The following is a 20,682-nucleotide window of genomic DNA, read 5'->3' as shown; positions in this document are numbered from 1 at the left end:
GGCCTTCTTTCGTCCCCCGTGGGCCTTCTGTTGAGTTGCATTGGAATCACGCTGGTTATAGGATTTGCCATGGCCGAAACCACCCTCGGCCAAAGACTTTTTCGTTGACATTGTTTTTGGGGCTTTGCTAGGATCCATCACTCAAAATCGCTTTGGATCTGAACCAGTTGTGATTCTTTCTGGAGGCCGGTTCAGCCCTGAATGAAGGGGGCAGCCGGGCGAGAAAGGGAGGGCGCGAGATGAGTCTCGATTACGTCAAGTTTTCGAACGGATTCGAAAAGTTCATGCCGAAAGAGTACCGTGACATGGTCGAGCACGGGCCTTTCGGAAAGAAAGTGACCGTCTCGCAGATGGGCAGCTTCAAAGAAATCCTTGAAGAGCACCCGATGTGCGCGGGTTGTGCCATGACCCTGTTCATCCGTCTCGCCATGATCTCCTTCCCCAATCCGGAAGATACGATTACGGTAGGCACGGCCGGGTGCGGGCGCCTTGCTCTGTCGCAGGCGGCGATACCCTTCGTCTATGGCAATTACGGCGACACGAACGGCGTCGCGAGCGGCCTTTCTCGAGGCCTGCGTCTGCGGTTTGGAGACAAGCCGAAAGACGTCGTCGTGATGGCCGGAGATGGAGGATTGGCGGATATCGGGTTCTCCTGCGTGCTGCACTCCTGGTTCCGGAAAGAGCGCTTTACCACGATCATGCTGGACAACGAGGTCTATGGCAACACGGGCGGTCAGGAAAGCGGCATGACCAACCGTGGTGCCGTCCTCAAGATGGCCCCCCTTGGGAAGAAGTTCGAGAAGATGAACATGGTCGAGATGGCGAAAGTGGCAGGCTGCGCGTACGTCGCCACGGTCGTGCCGAACAATCCCCGCCGGGTCGAGAACGTGATCAAGAAGGCCGTGCTCATCGCCCGAGAAGTTGGTCCCACGTACATCCAAGCCTACACCTCCTGCAACATCGAGTATGCCATTCCGACCGATAAGGTCATGGAGGATGCAAAGAACGTAGAAAACGACCGCTACGCGTTCACGGAGTTCATCACCGATGAGGCCAAGCAGTATCTGAGCGAGCGGTACGGGTACAAGGAGTTTCTGCCGAAGCCGGCCGTCGCGGCCGCCATCCCTCAGCGCTGAGGGCCGCTCAAGGGAACCAAGAACAGTCTCATGTAAGGAGTCGGCGATGGCAAAACGGTTCAATATTCGAATGGCGGGGGTCGGCGGGCAGGGCGTCGTGACGGCCTCGCACATCCTGAGCACCGCGGTCATCAACGCGGGCGGTGAGAGCACGATCGTGCCGTTCTATGGGTCCGAGAAGCGGATGGCTCCGGTGGAGAGCTACGTCCGGGTCTCCGACGAACCGATCTATGAGATCGGCGAGATCACCTTTCCACATATCATCATCATCTTCCACCCGCAGGTCATCACCCATGGGAAGTCGTACACGATGCCGTTCTACTTCGGCCTGAAGGAGGACGGGATCGCGCTGATCAATTCCGACGGTCCAATGAAGCTCCACAAGGACAATCAGCGCGAGCTCGACGAGCGGCGCGCCAAGCTTTACTACTTCCCAGCCACGAAACTCTCGCTTGAGATCTCGGGCATGGATCTCGCGACCAACATGGCGCTCATGGGCGCCATCGGCTGCATCACGGGCCTTACCAACATGGAGGCCTTGTCGCAGGCGGTCAAGGATCGATTCCTGGGCAAAGGGTTTGTCGTCTCCGGCGGCACCGCAGCGTTGGACAGCGTCGTCGAGCGGAAGTTCAAAAAGAAGCAGGAACTGATCGAAAAGAACGTTGCGGTCATCAAAGCCGGGTGGGACTACGCCGCGTCCAACGGATGGGGCGTGGATCAGGCGGCAAAGCCCGCTGCTGCGGCCACGGCCTAACCACAAGAGGGGTCAATGTACCTTGTAGCCGATATTGACGTCGATATTTGTGCGCAGACCAGTTGTAAGCTCTGTACGCAGTTCTGTCCGGAAGCCAACACGATCCTCTACAACAATGAGGCGGGCAAGGACAAGGGATACAAGTACGGGGCAGCCTACGTGGCAGTTGATCGGTGTAAGGGCTGTGCGCAGTGTGTGTGGGTCTGCGACAACATGGCCAAGCACCATGCGATCAAGATGATCATGATCGACCAACTTCCCAAAGCCGCGCTGACCGACAATGTGAGATACGGGGAGAAGACGACGACGGCGCTCCTGACCAGCCCCACCGTCGGGTAGGCGACCATGTGCTCCCAAACCTAGGGTCGATCGCTCGCTCTCAAGCGCTGAGAAGAGAACGCTGAGAAGAAAGGACGTTACGCGTGCAGACGACGCAGCAGACGAAAGAACGCATCATTGTCCCCGGTCCCGCGGGGTTCCATCCACCGTCGGCCGCTCAATTAGGCGTGGCCTTGCCGGAGCCCGGCCAGGGGTTGGCGTATGGCCTGCTCGAGCCGAACGAAGAAAAGGTCATGGAAGAGGTTGCGCGGGTGATGTTGACCAACCCCAACGCGACGATTTTCCCCGGTCCCTTGGTCTTATGGGCCTGGAACGAACATGCAGTGGACAAGGCCAAAGCGGTCCTCGAGATTGCGGCGCAGATCCCCGATGTGTTGATCATTCCGATGCCCGACTATCGTCCCAAGTACCCGAAGATCGATCCCGAGGAAGTGATCAATCCCAACCACCCGAACTTGACGATCTGGGGGAACAAGATCGAAGCGTGTATCTTCGTGGGCGTCCACTGCCACTACGCCAATCTCACGCTCAAAATGATTCGTGCGGGAACGAATTGTTGCACGAGCGCCTTGTGCGCCGAGCAGGGGCACGAAGACGCCATGTTGACGATCCGTGACTGCGATGCGGCGAAGCTGCGCAAGGTCGCCCAAGTGGTCAAGCGCGTGCGTGAGGAAATGGGGATCAAGCTGCCGGAGAGCGGCGAGAACGTCCGTTTCACAGGGACGCAATCGCGGGTGCACGGCGGGAAGACCCACACCAACCCGCTTGATTTCATGCCGACGTCATCCGGGCTCGCCAGCGCCGCAGCCTTCGGGCACCGCGCCGAACACATGCAGAGCGAAGGCTAGCCCATCTTCGAGCCAGAGGGGTGGAACTATGAGCGAATCTCTCGAAACTGAAGTCAAAACCAATCCGCAGGGTGATCCCATCACCAGCGTCGCTGCCCCCAAGGCAGAAGCGAAGAAAGACCCTCACGCCGAGGCCAAGAAACAGAGGGTCGTCTCTCCCGAATACATGTTTCTGGAGGCGTCCCGGACGCGTGAGTTCATCACGGGCAGCGAGGCTGCCAAGGAAGCCGTGCGTCGTTCGAACGTCGATTTTGCGGTCGCGTATCCTATTACGCCGCAAAGCGAGACGATGCAGTTGATCGGCGTGCTCTACGGGGAAGGGTATGTGAAGGAGTATTACCGCGGCGAGGAGGAATACGGCGTGATGTCCGCGATCGCTGGCGCGTCCCGTGCGGGTGTTCGGTGCTTCACCGCCACGGCGGGCCCCGGAACACTGCGCGGTATCGAACCGATCGCCTCCTGGCCTGGACACCGTCTTCCGGCCGTCATCATGTTCACCTGTCGGGTGGTCAATGCCCCGCTGGCGATTCAGCCTGACAACATCGAGATCTCCTACCTCTTGAACTGCGGCCTGATTCTCTTCCATGCCGAGAACCAGCAGGACATGTTCGACTTCATCATGAAGGGGTTCATCATCAGCGAAAAGAACGACGTGACCTTGCCGGTCGGGGTGGCGTGTGATGGGTTCTTCGTCACGCACGCACGCGGATATGTCCATATGCAGGACCGCGGGATGAAGCTGCCTCCCCGGGAAGCTTGGCGGGGGGCCGTGCCGGTCCTCGATGCCGAAAACCCGCCGGCCCGCCTGTCTCGTGACGCTCCGGTCCAGAAGTCGAACTTCATGGCTTACAACATTCACGCGGTGTGGCAACAGGAAGTCTGGGCGGCCGTCGAGCGGTCTCGAAAGTACATCAACAAGTACATGGGCGGCCTGTGCACGGCGGAGAATACCGAGGATGCCGATGCCATCCTCGTGGCCTCCGGGAGCGCGGTCGCGCAATCGCGTGAAGCCATCCGCATTTGCGCCGACAAAGGCATCAAGGTCGGGTTGATCAAGATCCGGTCACTCCGGCCGTTCCCGACGCAGGAACTCCGTCAGCTCTGCGCCAAAGCCAAGTTGATCGTCATTCCGGAGTTCAATTATGTGGGCTGGTTGGCGAAGGACGTGGCCGCCGCGATTTACGGTTACTCCAAGGCCAAGATCATCGGCGGGCCGCGCGTCTATGGCGGGCAGTCGATGCCGGTGGAGTTGATCGTGGACGAAGTGGAGTCCGGATTGACCGGCAAGAAGTCCACCAACGTCGCCATGTCGCAGATCATGGGGACGGATGTGAACCCCGAAGAAGTGGCGCATTTCATGCGCAGCATTTGAGACAACATCCCTTAGAACGGCAAGAGCCCGATCCCCCGGGGGATCGGGCTCTTTGCTTTTCGGCGCATGAATCAGCCGCTGGTCCTGCTACCCTTGCAAGTCCTCTTGGACCAATTCTTCACTTTCCGGCATTCCATAGGCGATGAATTTGGCGTAGGAAAGATAGATCATGCTGCTGTCCCTCATCGCCCGGGCGCCGTGGGACATCCGTTCCAGTTTGGACGCATCCGCTCCTTCCGATGCGCGCAAGGTCTTCACTTGAGCCTCGAGCACCTCGTTGTACTTCTGCATGGCACGCTCGACTTCCAGATACGCCTGCAAGATGGCATCGGTCATCGATGAACCCCTCTAGCGGCGACAATACACCACGGCCTTTGGGCTGGTCAACATGGCAGTGATGACGCTATCCCCCGTACTCCAACGGGTTATCCGCGAGCGAATCGGTTGGGAGCGGTGCCGGAAGGACCGGCGTGAGTTCGCCGCCCTATGCCGAGGGGTGTCGGAGCTGTCCGTGCTCTTCACGAAGGGCCGGGCAGGCCTGATCGAGGATTACCTTGCAGAGACGCGTCTCCGTACCGCCTACGTCGCCTACTTTCTTCCAGTCAACGCCGCCAAAATACAGGTGCTGCTGTCGGAGTTGCCCCGCCGTGACCCGGAGAGGCCATTGAAGGTCCTCGATCTGGGGAGCGGGCCTGGCACGACCCCATTGGCCGTCCTTGATTGGCTCCAGAGTGCGCCCGGCGGTGGGGGAACCGGCGTTCATGTGCAGGCGGTCGACCGAAGTCTTCGAGCACTGGACGAAGCAGAAAGGTTATGGGACGAATACCGCCGCTTGGTTCCGCTTCCCGATGCTCGGTTGACCAGCTTGCAGGCCGACGTGAGGAAACCAGCGTGGATACCGGCAATCGCAAGCGAGCGCTTCGACTTGATCGTACTGGCCAACACGCTCAACGAATGTGCGAGCCTGGCGCATGATCCCGTGGCAAGTCAGCTCGCCTTGCTTCAACGCCTGCTCCTGCACTTGGATGATCGAGGAACTCTCCTGATCGTCGAGCCGGCGCTGCGTGACGCGGCCCGGCACCTTCATGGCCTCAGGAACGCCGTCTTGGCCGTTGCGAGAGTGAACGTCTACAGTCCTTGTCTCCATGAGCGTCCCTGTCCTGCGCTGACCCGTGAGGAGGACTGGTGCCATGAGGAACGTCCATGGCTCCCTCCTCCCTGGATTGCGGCCATCGATCGAGAAGTCGGGTTCATCAAAGATGCGCTCAAGTTTTCATATCTGGCGTTGCGCAAAGACGGTCTCACCGTTGTCCCTCGCGCTCCAGACCTGTACCGGGTCGTAAGCGAGCTTCGGGTGTTGAAGGGCGACCAACGCGCTTGGCTGTGCAATGAACAGGGGCGATCGGATGTGGGACGGCTCAATCGTGCGCGATCCCCGGAAAATCACGTCATGGATGCCTGGCATCGGGGCGCGATCGTGCGTCTTGGGGAGGTCGAATGGAAAGCGACGGGGGACACTCAGCGTGCGGGCCGCATCGGCAGCACAACGGCCGTCGGGATCGTCCGGCCGGTGGACTAATCGGCTTCGGGCTCGGAGCTCCCGTGCTGGTGGGTGACCTTGTCTTCCTCGAAGAGTTCGGCCATCTCCTGCGCCAGCAGCTCTCGGTCGTCGGGGACGGAGACGAGCGGAAGTTCTTTGCGGTTCTTCTCCGGACCGCCTTGTTGGCCGCGGTTCTCGGCGGATGGCTCCATGAGTCCAGTATACATCCTTTCTTGGGTCGAGCGCTATTCGAACGATTCCAAGGATGATTTTTCGGTAAAAGGATGCCCGCAGCTCCGGCAGGCCACGAAATAGAAGGCGTCCCGGACGGACAAGACGATCCGAAAGTCGAGCGAAACCCCTTGGGCGTGACATTTCGGACAGGGAATCGTGTTCAGCAGGTAGGGAATATCCGGTTGAGTTCGCTGGTAGAACTCCATGTCGGTGTGAACGGGGAATGAGTAGCGGCATTTGAGACAGACGCCCTTCCATTCGCCGTCCGGCTGCATGGTGCGCCGATCGATGCCGAACTGATTGGCCTTACAGACGGCGCAACGGACATCGCGCAATCGTGATTCCACCTGCTCGACCGTCATGCGTTCCATTGACACTCCCTTTCGTCCGCCGTCAGTATAACGCTCGGGCGCGCGCGTCTTCAACGTTCCTCACGCCTCGCCGTGCAGGCGCCGGGGCGTAGGCGCGCTTCGCGCTCGCTCGATCGATTCAGGGTGTTATACTTATCCGATGCATCCCATCACCGAGACGCTCATGGTCGGCAATATCTACGACGCCAAGAACCTGCCTCCGTTCGTGCGCGCACTGCTGCTCGTGGCTGATGAGCAAACGGTCACGCCGCCCCCCGCCATCCCCTACGCCAAGATCCCATTGAAGGAATTCAGCGAAGCCGAGCCCCGCTTGCTGAGGCAAGCCGTGGACTGGCTCGAGAGACAGTCCGAACACGGTCCCGTCCTCGTTTGCTGTCGAGCGGGGATGGGGCGCTCCGTCTCGGCGGTCATTGCGTACCTATGCTGCGTCGAGCGAATGCCGTATACTAGGGCGGTTCAACTGGTAACGGCCCGGCGGCCCGGCGCCTGCCCACTCCCCAATCTGGAATGGTCCGTTGAGACCGTCAAACTCCTCCGAGCGTCCGGTCCTCGCGGGCCGCAGTCCGAGGCTCACCCCTCGTCTTGACCCCCCGGTGCGCGACGCGTGCTCTCCCGGGCCCCGCTCGTCTCGTGCGCCAAGGCTCCTCCATCTGGTACAGAACGATATTCATTCCTGCCGTACGTGTCCGTCGTTGGACCCATGGCGCCAATTCTCGCATCGGGTCTCGGGGGCTCATCACACAGGGCTGATGCTCGTTGGGGAAGCACCCGGGTATCGAAGTTGGGCGAACGGACGGCGATGGACCGGCCCTGCCGGCCTGCTCCTGCGACGCGCGCTCGATCGACTCGAGCATCCACGCTATCGGGACCTCGAAGATGTGTTCTATATGACCGACGCGGTGAAATGTCATCCCTCGGTGCCCGCTTCCACGACGAACCGATCTCCTCGGCCATGTGAGATCACCGCGTGCTTCGGGCACTTGGTGCGTGAGCTCGAGGTGCTCCGTCCTTCCGTGATCGTCACGATTGGCAAGACGGCTGCAAAGCAGGTGTCCCAGGCAATCGAGGTGACCTACGGACAAGAGGAACAGCTTCCCACCGTCATCCCCTTGCCTCACCCCTCGCCACGAAACCTTGTGACTATCCGCCGGAGCTATCCATCCCTGCGAGCGTTCGAGACGGCCGTCGCCAGGATTTTTCGTCGGCTGATCCTTCTCCGCGAGGCGCGAGACGCCCATGCCTGAGTTACCTGAAGCGGAAGTCGTGGTTCGCCAACTCCGGCAGCGGATTCTCGGTGCCAGCATCAAGGATTGTTGGATCGGCCGGCCCGATATCGTCCGGCAGGGACTCCAGACGGTCGAATGCTACCGCGGGGCTCGGATCACCGCGATCGAACGGCACGGTAAGAGTGTGGTGCTGAGTTGCTCACGAGGAGATGAACCGCGTTTTCTCGTCGCCGAGCTCGGGATGACGGGCTTATTACTCTTTGCGCCGCCGGCACGTCTCCAAAGACACACCCACGTCATCCTTACGCTCGAAGGAGGGCGCGAGGACGCGTTACGCTACTGGAATCCACGGCGGTTCGGTCGGATCCATCTGCTGGACCAGGAGGGACTCGAGGCGTTTCTCGCCCGCCGCTTCGGATACGACCCCCTCCGCCTGTCTTTCGAGCAGTTTCATGCCCTCGTCAAAGGAAGGAGGGGGCGGCTCAAGGCCTTGCTCATGCATCAACAGCGTCTCGCCGGCATCGGGAACATCTATGCGAACGAAATTCTGTTCAGGGCCTCGCTGCACCCGCACCGGCTTGCCCGCGGCTTACGGCGCGATCGCATCGAGCGGCTGTATCGCGTCATGCAGGAAGTCCTGACTTCTGCGATCCAGGATGGAGGCTCGAGCGTGCGGGATTTCAGAGCCCCGGACGGGACCGAGGGCCGGTATGCCAGGCAACATTTGGTGTACGACAAGGAAGGACAGCCGTGTCCAAACGCCTGCGGCAAGACCATCCGTCGCGTGGTGAGCGAGCGGAGCTCGTTCTATTGCCCTTTCTGTCAGCGTTGATCCACCTTTCGAGCACCGAAACTTCCCCTTGTTTTTCAATTGACTGCCCGACTCAAGTTTTCTTACACTTCAAAGTACCGCCCAAAGCGCGCTCTGTGTCGGGCCACTGTTGTCCACCCGAGTAGGACTTCTGGGCTGCTTACTGTTAGTCCCTTTGGAGCATTGAGTCGCATTTGAAAATCCGCTAGGTTAGCAGCTCTTTTCCGGCCACGACACTCACCGTAAGGAGCAGTCCACATGGCGAAAGTGCTTGAGGGCCCCGGGATGGGGCTCATGAAGAAATGGGGAATTGCCGTCCCCAATTACGTCGTGATCACGTCTGCCGATGAGTTGCAGAAGCTCGGCGAGGTGAACGACTGGCTGAAGAAGGCCAAGCTGGTCGTGAAAGCGCACGAGGCGCTCGGGTCCCGTTTTAAGCTCGGGCTGGTCAAGGTCGGGCTCGACTTGAACGGGGCTGTGACCGCGGCGAAAGAAATGCTCGGCCGCCAAGTCGGCAGCATCACGGTCTCGCAGGTCATCGTCTCCGAGATGATTCCGCACAAGGACGAGTACTATGTCGCGGTCAAATCGACGCGCGAGGGGGCCGAGGTCTTGGTAGCGAACTGCGGCGGCATCGAGGTGGAGTCGAATTGGGATCGCGTCAAGAAACTGCCGGTCGAAATCGGGTCCAAACCGGCTCCAGAGGCCCTTGAAAAGCTGGTCAAGGAAGCCGGGTTTTCCGGGGAGCTGGCCAAGAAGGTGGCGGAGTTCGCTGGAAAGATGTTCGCGTGCTTTGACAATGAAGATGCTCAGTATCTCGAGGTCAATCCGGTTGTCGCTCGAGAGGGCGACGGTGAGCTGGTCGCCTTGGACGCCGTCACGCTTCTCGACGCCGACGCCAAATTCCGTCATCCCGATTGGAACTTTCCCTTCGCGGCCGAATTCGGCCGGGCTTATACCAAAAATGAGTTGGAGGTGATGGCGGTCGACGCCAAGATCAAGGGATCCGTGAAGTTCATCGAGATCCCGGGAGGCGATACCGCCATGTTGCCGGCCGGCGGCGGCGCCAGCGTCTACTATTCCGATGCCGTGGTTGCGCGTGGGGGGAAGCTCGCCAATTACGCCGAATACTCGGGCGATCCGCCGGATTGGGCAGTTGAGGTCCTGACGGAAAAGGTCTGCTCGCTCCCGGGTATCAAGAACATCATCGTGGGCGGAGCCATTGCGAACTTCACGGACGTCAAGAAGACGTTCGGCGGAATCATCAATGGGTTCCGCAAAGCGAAGAGCGAAGGCAAGCTGAACGGTGTCAAAATCTGGGTCCGTCGTGGCGGTCCGCGCGAAAAGGAAGGCTTGGATGCCATGCGCGCCCTGCGTGATGAGGGCTTCGACATCCACGTGTATGATCGTCACACGCCGCTGACCGACATCGTCGACATGGCGCTCCAGCAAAAATAGTGATGAGTGACGAGCGATGAATGATGAGCGAGGACTTTTGGAGATAAGGTTCCGGTATTCTGCACTCATCACTCTGCATTCAGCACTACGGTAAAGAAGGGGAGATCCCGATGAGCATCCTAGCCAACAAAGACACCCACGTCGTGATCCAGGGTGGTGCGGCCGGCTTGAATGCAGCCCGGCGCATGGCCGAGTTCTGCTATATGATCAAGCGCCCGCTGAACGTCGATGCCTTCGTCTACCCGCCAGACGCCGGGAAGACGAATGAAGTGCCGTATGGAAGCGGGCTCTTGACGATCCCGGTCTACAAGAGCGTGGCCGAGGCGACGGCCAACCATCCGCAAATCAACACGAGTCTCGTCTACATCGGGGCTGACCGTGCATTGGCCGCCGGGCTGGAGGCCTTGAACGATCCGAAGATCCAGCTCGTGTCCATGATTACGGAAGGCGTGCCCGAGAAGGATGCGAAGTTGCTCGGCCGGCAGGCGATCAAGCTGGGGAAGATTTTCAACGGCCCGTCGTCGATCGGCATTATTTCCGCGGGCTCCTGCCGGTTGGGCGTGATCGGAGGCGCATTCGACAATCTCGTCGCGTGCAAGCTCTACCGCGAAGGCTCGTTCGGAGTCATCACCAAATCCGGCGGACTCTCGAACGAAATCGTCTGGATTTGCTCGCAGTTTGCCGACGGCATTACGACCGCGATCGGCATCGGCGGCGACGCCTACCCGGGCACCGACTATGTGACGTATTTGGAGAAATTTGAGCAAGATCCGCAGACCAAGGCGGTGGTCATCGTCGGAGAGATGGGTGGAGACCTCGAGGAACGGGCTGCTGAATGGTACGGAGCCAAGAAGCGCCGCATCAAGCTGCTCGCCGTCGTGTCGGGTTTTTGCCAAGAGAGTCTCCCCAAGGGGATGAAATTCGGTCATGCCGGCGCAAAAGAGGGCCTGAAAGGGGAGGGGTCGGCACGATCCAAATCGGACGCGCTCAAGAAAGCCGGGGCGATCGTCCCGGATACGTTTGGCGCGCTCGGCCCGGCGATCAAGGCCACGTACGAAGAGTTCGTCAAGACCGGGCTCGTCGTCCCCGTTCCCGAACTCAGCCCGGCGGACGTGCCAAAGTTACCGAAGAGCGTCGATGAAGCGATGCGGGCCGGCGAGGTGACGGTCGTCCCGCTGATCAAGACGACGATCAGCGACGATCGCGGCGATGAGCCGCTCTACGACGGCTATCCCGCGTCCGAATTGATCAACAAAGGGTACGATATCCCCCATGTCATCGGCCTATTGTGGGACAAGCGTCTGATCTCCAAGCAGGAAGCCGAGATTATCAAGCGCATCATGATGCTCTCGGCCGATCATGGCCCCTGTGTCAGCGGGGCTCTGACCACGATCATCGCGGCCTGTGCGGGTATCGGCATGTCGCAGGCCGTAGCGGCCGGCCTCATCATGATTGGACCGCGCTTCGGAGGGGCGGTTACCGATGCCGGGCGTTGGTTCAAGTACGCCGTTGGCAACAAGATGTCGGTGGACGAATTTCTGGCCTACATGAAGAAGAACGTCGGCCCGGTGCCGGGGATCGGCCATCGCGTCAAGAGCGTACGAAATCCGGACAAGCGCGTGAAAGAGCTGGTGGGATATGTCAAGAGCCTCGGAATCAAGACGCCGCACTTGGACTTTGCGCTCGAGGTCGAGAAGGTGACGTCCGCCAAGAAAGACAACCTGATCTTGAACGTGGACGGGACGATGGCCGTGGTGCTCGTCGATCTCGGGTTCCCCGTGGACAGCCTCAACGGGTTTTTCATCCTGTCGCGCACCATCGGCCTCATCGGACACTGGGTGGACCAGAAGCGCCAGGACAGCCGCCTGATTCGATTGTTCGATTACCTGGTCAACTATGCGGCGCCGAAGCGCCGTGAAGTGCCGCCGCTCAGATGAGCCGATCATTGACCATTCACCATTGTCCATACTCACATAGGGTGTGCTGATGTCTCTCGAATTGATCAAGAAGCTGTATGCGTCGATGCCGGAAAAGTTGGCCAAGGCCCGCAAGAAGTTCGGCCGTGGATTGACGCTCACCGAGAAAATTCTCGTCGCCCACGCGGACAACCTCGACACGCAGGTGTGGGAGCGCGGGAAGGCGATGCTCGCGCTCCGTCCGGACCGGGTGGCCATGCAGGACGCGACCGCCCAGATGGCCATCCTGCAGTTCATGCAGGCCGGAAAAAAGAAGGTGGCGGTCCCGAGCACCATCCATTGCGATCACTTGATCCGCGCCGAGGTCGGCTCCGAAAAAGACCTGCTGCGCGCGATGGATGAGAACAGAGAAGTCTACAACTTCCTGGCGTCGGCGGCCAAGAAATACGGGATCGGCTTCTGGAAGCCGGGGGCCGGGATCATCCATCAAGTCGTCCTGGAGAATTATGCGTTTCCTGGCGGGCTCATCATCGGCACCGATTCGCATACCCCCAACGGCGGCGGCTTGGGCATGCTCGCCATCGGGGTCGGCGGCGCGGATGCCGGCGAGGTGATGGCGGGACTACCCTGGGAAGTCCTGCACCCGAAGCTCATCGGCGTGCGGTTGACGGGCAAGCTGAACGGCTGGGCGTCGCCCAAGGACGTGATTCTCTACCTCTGCGGGCTGCTGACGGTGAAGGGTGGGACGAACAAGATCGTCGAATACTTCGGACCGGGTGCCGAGACGATCAGCGCGACGGGGAAAGGCACCATCACCAATATGGGGGCCGAATTGGGGGCGACGACGTCGATCTTCCCGTTCGATCAGAAGATGGTCGCTTATCTGAACTTGACCGACCGGGCCGAGTTGGCCAACTTGGCGTTGGCCAATCGCGATTTGCTCGTGGCCGATCCCGAGGTGCTCCAAGCGCCCCAGAAGTACTTCGATCAAATCGTCGAAATCGACCTGTCGGCGCTCGAGCCGCATGTCGTAGGGCCCCACACGCCGGACTTGGCCAGGCCCATCTCGAAGATGGCGGCTGAAGCCAAAGAGAAAGGGTATCCGGTCGAGCTCAAGGCGGCCCTGATCGGCAGTTGCACGAACTCGTCGTACGAAGACATCAGCCGCGCGGCCCACGTGGCCCGGCAAGGATTGAAGGCCGGGCTCAAAGCGAAGACGGCGTTTCTGGTGACACCCGGCTCCGAGCGGATCTACCATACGATGAAGCGAGACGGCTTCCTGGAGACGTTCGAGCAAATGGGCGCGACGGTGCTCGCGAATGCGTGCGGCCCTTGCATCGGGCAGTGGAAACGGGCGGACGGGGTGAAGGGACGTGTTGATGCGATCGTCAGCTCCTTCAACCGGAACTTCCCCGGCCGAAACGACGGCATCAACGAGACGATGTCTTTCCTGGCCAGCCCGGAGGTCGTGACGGCTTACGCGCTCACCGGCGATCTCGGTTTCGATCCCGTCCGTGGGACGTTGAACGCCGCCGACGGTCAGCCGTTCAAGCTCGAGCCGCCGCAGGGCGAGGAATTGCCGGCCAAAGGGTTCGCGCGCGGTGAGGAAGGGTACGTCCCGCCGGCCGACAATGGGGAGGGGCTGGCCGTCGAGATTCCGCCGAACAGCGAACGACTCCAACTGCTCCAGCCGTTCCCGCGGTGGGATGGGCAAGACTTCATCAAGCTGCCGGTGTTGATCAAGACCAAAGGCAAGACCACCACCGATCATATCTCCCCCGCCGGGCCCTGGCTCAAATACCGCGGTCATCTGGACAAGATCAGCGACAACATGTTCCTGGGGGCGAACAACGCCTTCTTCCCAGAGGTGGGCAAGGGAACGGACGTGCTGAGCGGCGAGTCGGGATTGCCCATCGCCCAAATTGCGCGCCGGTACAAAGCCAACGGTATCGGATCGGTCGTGGTGGGCGACGAGAACTATGGCGAGGGCAGCAGCCGGGAGCACGCGGCCATGTCGCCTCGCTACCTGAACGTGAAAGTGGTGCTGGTGAAGAGTTTCGCGCGCATCCACGAGACGAACCTGAAGAAGCAGGGGATCCTCGCCTTGACGTTTGCGGATCCGAAGGACTACGACAAGATCGAGCAGAACGATCGCATCAGCGTGACGGGGCTTGCGAATCTCGCGCCGGGCAAGGCCGTGTCCGTCGTCATCGACAAGCCGAACGGCCAGCGTCTCAGCATCCAGGCGAATCACAGCATGACCGAGCAGCAGATTGCCTGGTTCAAGGCTGGATCCGCGTTGAACGCATTGAACTAACATCCGTGGGCCCGAAAGGAGAAACGGCCATGAGCAGCTACGTGAAGCTGAAACCACCGACGAAGGGACAGAAGATCACCATGGGACCGGGCATGAAGCTCCAAGTGCCCGACAACCCGATCGTGCTCTTTATCGAGGGGGATGGGACGGGGCCTGACATCTGGCGAGCTTCGGTACGGGTGTTCGACGCGGCGGTCGAGAAGGCCTATGGCGGGAAACGCAAGATCGAGTGGTTCGAAGTCTACGCGGGCGAGAAGTGCAACGAGGTGTATGGTGCCAACACGTGGCTGCACGACGACACGACGAACGCCTTCAGGGAGTACCTCGTGGGCATCAAGGGGCCGTTGACCACCCCGGTCGGCGGCGGGTTCCGGAGCATCAACGTCGCCCTCCGCCAGATTCTCGACCTGTATGTGTGCCAGCGCCCGGTGAAGTGGTACACGGGCGTCCCGGCGCCGGTCAAGAAGCCTCAGAACGTGGATATGGTGATCTTCCGTGAGAACACCGAGGATATCTACGCGGGCGTGGAATGGGAAGCCGGGACGCCCGAAGTCAAGAAGGTCCTCGAGTTCCTCCAGAAGGAAATGGGCGTCAAGAAGATCCGCTTCCCGCAGACATCGGGCATCGGCGTCAAGCCCATCAGCGAAGAAGGCACGCATCGGCTGGTTCGTGCCGCGATCAACTGGGCGCTCGCGAACAAGCGCAAGAGCGTGACCTTGGTCCACAAGGGCAACATCATGAAGTTCACCGAGGGCGCGTTCCGGAAGTGGGGGTATGAGTTGGCGAAGAAGGAGTTCCCGGACAAGACCGTGTCCTGGGACGATTGCGGCGGCAATCCCCCGGCCGGGAAGCTGCTGATCAAGGACGCCATCGCCGACAACTTCCTCCAGCAGATCCTGACGCGTCCGGCCGAGTATGATGTGATCGCGACGATGAACTTGAACGGCGACTACATCTCCGATGCTCTCGCGGCCCAAGTCGGCGGGCTGGGCATCGCCCCTGGCGCGAACATCAACTACGTGACCGGTCACGCCTGCTTTGAAGCCACTCACGGGACGGCGCCGAAGTATGCGGGCCAGGACAAGGTGAACCCCGGCGCCGTGTTGCTCTCCGGCGTGATGATGCTCGAGTACATGGGCTGGGGGGAAGCGGCGCGTCTGATCGAGAAGGGCATGTCCAAGGCGATCAGCAACGGGACGGTGACCTACGACTTCGCCCGGCTGATGAAGGAAGAGGGCCGAACGGACGTCAAGGAAATCAAGTGCTCGGAGTACGGCACGGAAATCATCAAGAACATGTAACCAGCGGTCGGCAAGCAGCCGTCAGCGCTCAGCTCAGGGCTGATGATGCTGACGGCTGAGCGCTTCCATCTGTGAATCCATGTCACCCGAAACACAGTTCGATACGCAAAACGTGATCGACCAGGAGGAAGTACTCCGGCCGAAGATGGTCACGGTCGAGATCGCCGGCAAGAAATACGAAGTGCCGGAGGGGATCACGGTGATCAAGGCGCTCTGGTATACGGGCCAAGAAGTCGTCCGTGGGGTCGGCTGCCTGGGCGGATTCTGTGGCGCGTGTGCGACCTACTATCGGACCAAAGACGACCCCAAGGTGAAAACCTGCTTGGCCTGCCAAACAGCCGTCCAAGACGGGATGTCGTTTTCCATGGTTCCCCCGTTTCCGGCTCGGAAGGCAACCTACGACATTCAGAAGTTGGAGGATCCCAAGCAAGATCTGTTCACGCTGTACCCCGAGGCTCCGCTCTGCCGGAACTGTAATGCCTGCACGGAGGCGTGCCCGCAAGGCATCGATGTCCGGGAAGGGGTGTGGCGGGCGGTCTTCGGCGACTTCAAGGCGACGTCGGAGTTGTTCATGGATTGTGTGATGTGCGGTCTCTGTGCGCCGGTGTGCATCGCCGACATCGCTCCCAACCTGGTTGGTCTCTACGCCAGCCGTGCACAGGGCGCGCACTATGCCGAAAAGCCGGAGCGACTCTACCACCGTATCAAAGAGATCGAAGAGGGGCGTTACGATGCCGAGTGGAACCAGGTCCTGTCCATGAGTGAGCAGCAACTCAAGGACGTCTGCGCGGAACTCAAGTAGCTGTCAGCTCTTAGCCTTCGGCTTTCAGCTTCGGCAATTCCGACATGAAGTAGAACTTTTCCTTTGTAACCTGAGAGCGGATTGCTGACAGCTTCTTCAGCCATGGATATACACGAACTCCAAAAGATCGTTCACAAGACCCGCGATACCCGCCGGACCCAGACGATTCCGAAATACTCGCCTGCCGAACGCGATACCCTGATCAAAAAGTATCATCCCGACCATCGGGAACGCGCCTACCGCCCCATCAAGTTCGGCCCGAATGCCGGGGAGCGGACGGTACGAGAATTGGCTGCGCTGCTCGAAGGCGAAAGCCCCGTCCCACCCGATCTCGATTTGACGCCGCACTACGCCACGGACGTGCTCGTGATCGGCGGCGGCGGGGCGGGCTGCGCCGCGGCGCTCCACGCACATGCTCAAGGCGCCAAGGTCATCCTCGCCACCAAGCTGCGGCTCGGCGATTCCAATACCGTGATGGCGCAAGGCGGCATGCAAGTCGCCGTCGCCTCCGATGATTCTCCGATCCAGCATTTCCTCGATACCTTGAAGGGCGGGCACATGAAAAACGACCATGACCTCCTCAGGGTCATGGTGGAGGAAGGCCCGGCCATCGCCAAGTGGCTTCTTGAATTGGGCGTGCTCTTCGATCGGGATCACGACGGGAATCTCCACGTGAAAAAAGGCGGCGGAAGCTCGAAACCTCGGTTGCTGACCTGTTCGGACTATACCGGCCTCGAGATCATGCGGGTGCTGAAGGACGAAGTGCTGAATCAGAAGATCCAGTTGCTGGAGTTCAGCGCGGCGGTCGAGTTGTTGAGCGACGGCAACGGGACCTGCACCGGCGCAGTCCTCAGGGACCTCGACAACAAGCGCTTCATCGTGGTGGCCGCGAAAGCCGTGATCCTCGCGACCGGCGGCATCGGCCGGCTGCACATCCAAGGCTTTCCGACGAGCAATCATTATGGGGCGACGGGCGATGGGTTGGCGATGGCCTATCGCCTGGGAGCCAAGCTCAAACACATCGACACCTTCCAATACCACCCCTCGGGAGCCGTCTACCCCGAGCAATTGATCGGGGCGCTCGTCACGGAAGGGATTCGCTCGGAGGGCGGCCAATTGGTCAACGCCCGCGGCGAACGCTTTGTGAATGAGTTGGATACCCGCGACGTCGTCTCCTCGTCGATCATCCGGGAATGCGAAGAGGGGCGGGGGATCCGGACGATGTCGGGGCGCGTCGGCGTCTGGCTCGACACCCCGCTGCTGGAAGCCGAACACGGCCCGGGCACGCTGGCCAAGCACTTCCCGGCAATGGTGAAACAGTACGAACGGTTCGGGATCGACATCGCGAAAGACCCGGTCCTGATCTATCCCACCTTGCACTACCAGAACGGCGGCGTGCACATCGACGTGAATGGGGAATCGGACATCCGCAACCTGTTCGTCGCCGGCGAGGCCTCGGGTGGTCTGCACGGACGGAACCGGTTGATGGGCAATTCGCTCCTCGATCTGATGGTGTTCGGGAAGCGCGCGGGGACGACCGCGGCCGGGCGTGCCGGCTCCCTTCCTCAAGGGAAATTGACCCTGGAGCATCTCGCCCGGTTCAGGGCGGAAGCACGCAAGCACGGCGTCTCCTCCGACGTGATCTCGCCGATGGTGCTGCCGCAATACGCCAAGAAAGAGTAGGGCCAAAGGGGATGGGGTAAAGGGGTAGGGCCTGAGTCAGAAGCCGTCCTTCTCATTCCTCTCACGTTAACCGATCATCCTCCAAGGGACCTCTTCGATGAACATTCATGAATTTCAAGCCAAGCAGTTGTTTGCACAATTCGGCGTGCCCGTGCCGAGGGGCAAGGAAATCAAGTCCCCCCGCGCGGCGGAGAAGTGGGCGGAGCAACTCAACAGTCCCGTCTACGTCGTCAAGGCGCAGATCCATGCCGGTGGTCGGGGGAAGGCCGGCGGGGTCAAGATCACCAAAAACAGGGAAGACGTGCCAGGGTTGGCGAAGGACTTGCTCGGGAAGACCCTGGTCACTCATCAGACCGGACCCAAAGGCCGCAAAGTGCGCCGGCTGCTGATCGAAGAGGGCGCGGGCATCGCCAAGGAGCTGTACCTCAGTCTCCTCGTGGACCGTGAGTCGGGCTGGCCGGTCTTCATCGCCAGCACCGAGGGGGGGATGGAAATCGAAGAAGTGGCGGCCCACACCCCCGAGAAGATCGTCAAGGAGCAGATCGACCCGGCGGTCGGGTTTCAGGGATACAACGGCCGCAATCTCGCGTTCGGCATCGGCCTCCACACGATCGAGCCGGCGGTCCTGGCCCCATTCGTCGCCATGCTCGGCAATCTGTACCGGCTCTTCATGGAGAAGAACGCTGCGTTGGTGGAGATCAATCCGCTGGTCATTACCACCGACAAGAAGTTGGTCGCGTTGGACGGCAAGGTCTCGTTCGACGACAACGGGCTGTTCAAGCATGACGAGGTGCGGGCCATGCGCGATCTGCACGAAGAGGAGCCGCTGGAAATCGAGGCGACCAAGAACAACCTGAACTACGTCAAGCTGGACGGCAACATCGGCTGCATGGTGAACGGGGCGGGCTTGGCCATGGCGACGATGGATGTCATCAAGCTTGCCGGGAGCGAGCCCGCGAATTTTCTCGACGTCGGGGGCGGAGCGACGAAAGAGACGGTGGCGGCGGGCTTTCGCATCCTTCTCAAGGACAAGAACGTCAAAGGCATCTTCATCAATATCTTCGGCGGCATCGTGCGGTGCGAGCGCATTGCCCACGGCGTGATCGAAGCAGCCAAAGAAGTGCAGTTGAAGCTGCCGGTCGTGGTCCGGCTCCAAGGGACGAACGCCGAAGAAGGGCGCAAGCTGCTGCTCGAGTCGGGCCTGAAGGTCGATGTGGCCACGGACCTGTGGGAGGCGGCGCAGAAGATCGTGGCCATGACGGGAAAGAAGAAGAAGGCGGCGACGGCGTGAAGCGGCGGGTCCTGTCGAGGAACAGCCTAGCCGTGATCCCTCCACCCATCCGCCGGTAGGACCCCTTCCGCTGCGCGCGGCCGGGTGCCCAGTTCGTCGCCACCCGCCAAGAGTGAAGATCGCCGCGGGAGAGGGGCGAGAAAGGGAAGAAGCGGGAGGGAAAAGAGGGTTTCGGCTGACGAAGGGCAGTCGGCTCCAGTTTCGCGTGATGTGTGGGAGCGAGACGAGTGGAAGGAAGACTCTGACTTCAACCAGGCAGGGTGAGTCTGAACTCAAGCTGAAAGACCGATTGGAACATTCATTTTCATCTTTGCCGTCCTAGGGGGCCTATGAGCATCTTAGTGAATAAGGCGACACGGGTGCTGGTGCAGGGCATTACGGGGAAGGAAGGGTCCTTCCATGCCACCCAATGTAAGGCGTATGGAACGCAGGTGGTCGCGGGTGTGACGCCGGGGAAGGCGGGGCAGGAGGTGGAAGGGATCCCCGTGTTCAACACGGTCCGAGAGGCCGTCCGGAAGGCGCAGTGCGACACTTCGCTCATCTTCGTGCCGCCGCCGTTCGCGGCCGATGCGATTTTGGAGGCCGCGGATGCCGGCATTCGGCTGATCATCTGCATCACGGAAGGCATTCCCGTGAACGACATGGTGAAGGTGAAGCGTGCATTGCGCGGCCGCGAGGTGCGCTTGATCGGCCCCAACTGCCCTGGGGTCATTACCGCGGATGAGTGCAAAATCGGCATCATGCCCGGCTTCATCCACAAGCGCGGGAAGGTCGGCGTCGTGTCCCGAAGCGGCACCCTCACGTACGAAGCGGTACACCAGCTCACGAACCTGGGCTTGGGGGAGACGACGTGTGTCGGGATCGGCGGTGATCCGGTGAACGGGACGAGTTTCGTCGATGTGCTCCCCCTCTTCGAAAAAGACCCCGAGACCGAGGCGGTCGTGATGATCGGTGAGATCGGCGGCGATGCCGAGGAAAAGGCCGCGGCCTTCATCAAGGAACACATCAAGAAGCCGGTCATCGGCTTCATCGCAGGAATCACGGCGCCTCCCGGCCGTCGCATGGGACACGCGGGGGCGATCATTACCGGTGGTAAGGGCACCGCCGCCGAGAAGATGAAGGCGCTGGAAGCCGCCGGGGTACGGGTCGTCAAGAATCCGGCAGAGATCGGCGCAACCGTGAGGGCAGCCTTGGGCCAATAGCCCCCGCCACTTCTTCTCCCTCGCGTCTCCCTGGCGCTTGCAGCCTTCCCTCCGGGGTTCTCCCGGCATGCGGGAATTTCG

20 protein-coding genes are annotated in these 20,682 nt (G+C 60.7%); 17 read left to right on the top strand and 3 right to left on the bottom strand.

The window, feature by feature from the left end:
- Positions 1-239: 239 nt before the first annotated feature.
- The 5 genes from ACWHYV_RS17685 to ACWHYV_RS17665 all read left to right on the top strand — a co-directional run bounded on the left by ACWHYV_RS17685 (position 240) and on the right by ACWHYV_RS17665 (position 4,449).
- Positions 240-1,136, top strand: coding sequence for a thiamine pyrophosphate-dependent enzyme (locus ACWHYV_RS17685; protein WP_447977809.1), 897 nt, complete (start codon positions 240-242; stop codon positions 1,134-1,136).
- Between the two features lie 46 nt (positions 1,137-1,182).
- Positions 1,183-1,890 (top strand): 2-oxoacid:acceptor oxidoreductase family protein, encoded by a 708-nt coding sequence (locus tag ACWHYV_RS17680; RefSeq protein ID WP_447977808.1) that lies wholly within the window; start codon positions 1,183-1,185, stop codon positions 1,888-1,890.
- A 15-nt stretch (positions 1,891-1,905) separates the two neighbouring features.
- A complete protein-coding gene (locus ACWHYV_RS17675; protein WP_447977807.1) occupies positions 1,906-2,229 on the top strand; it encodes a 4Fe-4S dicluster domain-containing protein in 324 nt (107 codons plus the stop codon).
- 83 nt (positions 2,230-2,312) lie between these two features.
- Positions 2,313-3,077 (top strand): carbon monoxide dehydrogenase beta subunit family protein, encoded by a 765-nt coding sequence (locus tag ACWHYV_RS17670; protein WP_447977806.1) that lies wholly within the window; start codon positions 2,313-2,315, stop codon positions 3,075-3,077.
- Between the two features lie 28 nt (positions 3,078-3,105).
- A complete protein-coding gene (locus tag ACWHYV_RS17665; RefSeq protein WP_447977805.1) occupies positions 3,106-4,449 on the top strand; it encodes a transketolase C-terminal domain-containing protein in 1,344 nt (447 codons plus the stop codon).
- Positions 4,450-4,536: 87 nt separating this feature from the next.
- Here ACWHYV_RS17665 and ACWHYV_RS17660 read toward each other — a convergent pair whose 3' ends face one another.
- Positions 4,537-4,785 (bottom strand): hypothetical protein, encoded by a 249-nt coding sequence (locus ACWHYV_RS17660; protein WP_447977804.1) that lies wholly within the window; start codon positions 4,783-4,785, stop codon positions 4,537-4,539.
- A gap of 52 nt (positions 4,786-4,837) precedes the next feature.
- Between ACWHYV_RS17660 and ACWHYV_RS17655 the strand changes: the two genes are divergently transcribed.
- Positions 4,838-6,028, top strand: coding sequence for a small ribosomal subunit Rsm22 family protein (locus ACWHYV_RS17655; RefSeq protein WP_447977803.1), 1,191 nt, complete (start codon positions 4,838-4,840; stop codon positions 6,026-6,028).
- On the opposite strand, the gene ACWHYV_RS17650 is transcribed toward ACWHYV_RS17655, so the two are convergent.
- A complete protein-coding gene (locus tag ACWHYV_RS17650; protein ID WP_447977802.1) occupies positions 6,025-6,201 on the bottom strand; it encodes a hypothetical protein in 177 nt (58 codons plus the stop codon). The two genes, ACWHYV_RS17655 and ACWHYV_RS17650, sit on opposite strands and share 4 nt — an antisense overlap.
- Before the next feature lie 33 nt (positions 6,202-6,234).
- Complete coding sequence (locus ACWHYV_RS17645) at positions 6,235-6,594, bottom strand: hypothetical protein (RefSeq protein WP_447977801.1); 360 nt, start codon at positions 6,592-6,594, stop codon at positions 6,235-6,237.
- 139 nt (positions 6,595-6,733) lie between these two features.
- Between ACWHYV_RS17645 and ACWHYV_RS17640 the strand changes: the two genes are divergently transcribed.
- The 11 genes from ACWHYV_RS17640 to sucD all read left to right on the top strand — a co-directional run bounded on the left by ACWHYV_RS17640 (position 6,734) and on the right by sucD (position 20,601).
- Complete coding sequence (locus ACWHYV_RS17640; RefSeq protein ID WP_447977800.1) at positions 6,734-7,180, top strand: dual specificity protein phosphatase family protein; 447 nt, start codon at positions 6,734-6,736, stop codon at positions 7,178-7,180.
- Between the two features lie 163 nt (positions 7,181-7,343).
- On the top strand, positions 7,344-7,838 hold the full coding sequence (locus tag ACWHYV_RS17635; protein WP_447977799.1) for a uracil-DNA glycosylase family protein: 495 nt from the start codon (positions 7,344-7,346) through the stop codon (positions 7,836-7,838).
- Positions 7,831-8,652 carry a bifunctional DNA-formamidopyrimidine glycosylase/DNA-(apurinic or apyrimidinic site) lyase gene (gene mutM, locus ACWHYV_RS17630; RefSeq protein WP_447977798.1) on the top strand — a complete coding sequence of 274 codons (822 nt, stop codon included), beginning with the start codon at positions 7,831-7,833 and terminating at the stop codon, positions 8,650-8,652. The genes ACWHYV_RS17635 and mutM overlap by 8 nt, the downstream gene beginning before the upstream one ends.
- 237 nt (positions 8,653-8,889) lie before the next feature.
- The gene (locus ACWHYV_RS17625; protein ID WP_447977797.1) at positions 8,890-10,089 is read left to right on the top strand and encodes an ATP citrate lyase citrate-binding domain-containing protein; all 1,200 of its coding nucleotides are present in this window, start codon (positions 8,890-8,892) and stop codon (positions 10,087-10,089) included.
- A 110-nt stretch (positions 10,090-10,199) separates the two neighbouring features.
- A complete protein-coding gene (locus tag ACWHYV_RS17620) occupies positions 10,200-12,026 on the top strand; it encodes a citrate/2-methylcitrate synthase (RefSeq protein ID WP_447977796.1) in 1,827 nt (608 codons plus the stop codon).
- A gap of 49 nt (positions 12,027-12,075) precedes the next feature.
- A complete protein-coding gene (locus ACWHYV_RS17615; RefSeq protein WP_447977795.1) occupies positions 12,076-14,322 on the top strand; it encodes an aconitate hydratase in 2,247 nt (748 codons plus the stop codon).
- A gap of 29 nt (positions 14,323-14,351) precedes the next feature.
- Complete coding sequence (icd, locus tag ACWHYV_RS17610; RefSeq protein WP_447977794.1) at positions 14,352-15,623, top strand: NADP-dependent isocitrate dehydrogenase; 1,272 nt, start codon at positions 14,352-14,354, stop codon at positions 15,621-15,623.
- Positions 15,624-15,702: 79 nt separating this feature from the next.
- Positions 15,703-16,425 carry a 2Fe-2S iron-sulfur cluster-binding protein gene (locus ACWHYV_RS17605; RefSeq protein ID WP_447977793.1) on the top strand — a complete coding sequence of 241 codons (723 nt, stop codon included), beginning with the start codon at positions 15,703-15,705 and terminating at the stop codon, positions 16,423-16,425.
- Between the two features lie 102 nt (positions 16,426-16,527).
- Positions 16,528-18,108: an FAD-binding protein gene (locus ACWHYV_RS17600; RefSeq protein ID WP_447977792.1), complete on the top strand. Its 1,581-nt coding sequence runs from the start codon at positions 16,528-16,530 to the stop codon at positions 18,106-18,108.
- 97 nt (positions 18,109-18,205) lie between these two features.
- Complete coding sequence (sucC, locus tag ACWHYV_RS17595) at positions 18,206-19,399, top strand: ADP-forming succinate--CoA ligase subunit beta (protein ID WP_447977791.1); 1,194 nt, start codon at positions 18,206-18,208, stop codon at positions 19,397-19,399.
- Between the two features lie 329 nt (positions 19,400-19,728).
- Positions 19,729-20,601 (top strand): succinate--CoA ligase subunit alpha, encoded by an 873-nt coding sequence (gene sucD / locus ACWHYV_RS17590; RefSeq protein WP_447977790.1) that lies wholly within the window; start codon positions 19,729-19,731, stop codon positions 20,599-20,601.
- Positions 20,602-20,682 lie beyond the last annotated feature (81 nt).

It is taken from the genome of Candidatus Nitrospira bockiana (genome assembly GCF_965152565.1).
The sequence above is the reverse complement of the archived record's forward strand: the minus strand, read 5'-3'. Positions and strand labels throughout refer to the sequence as shown.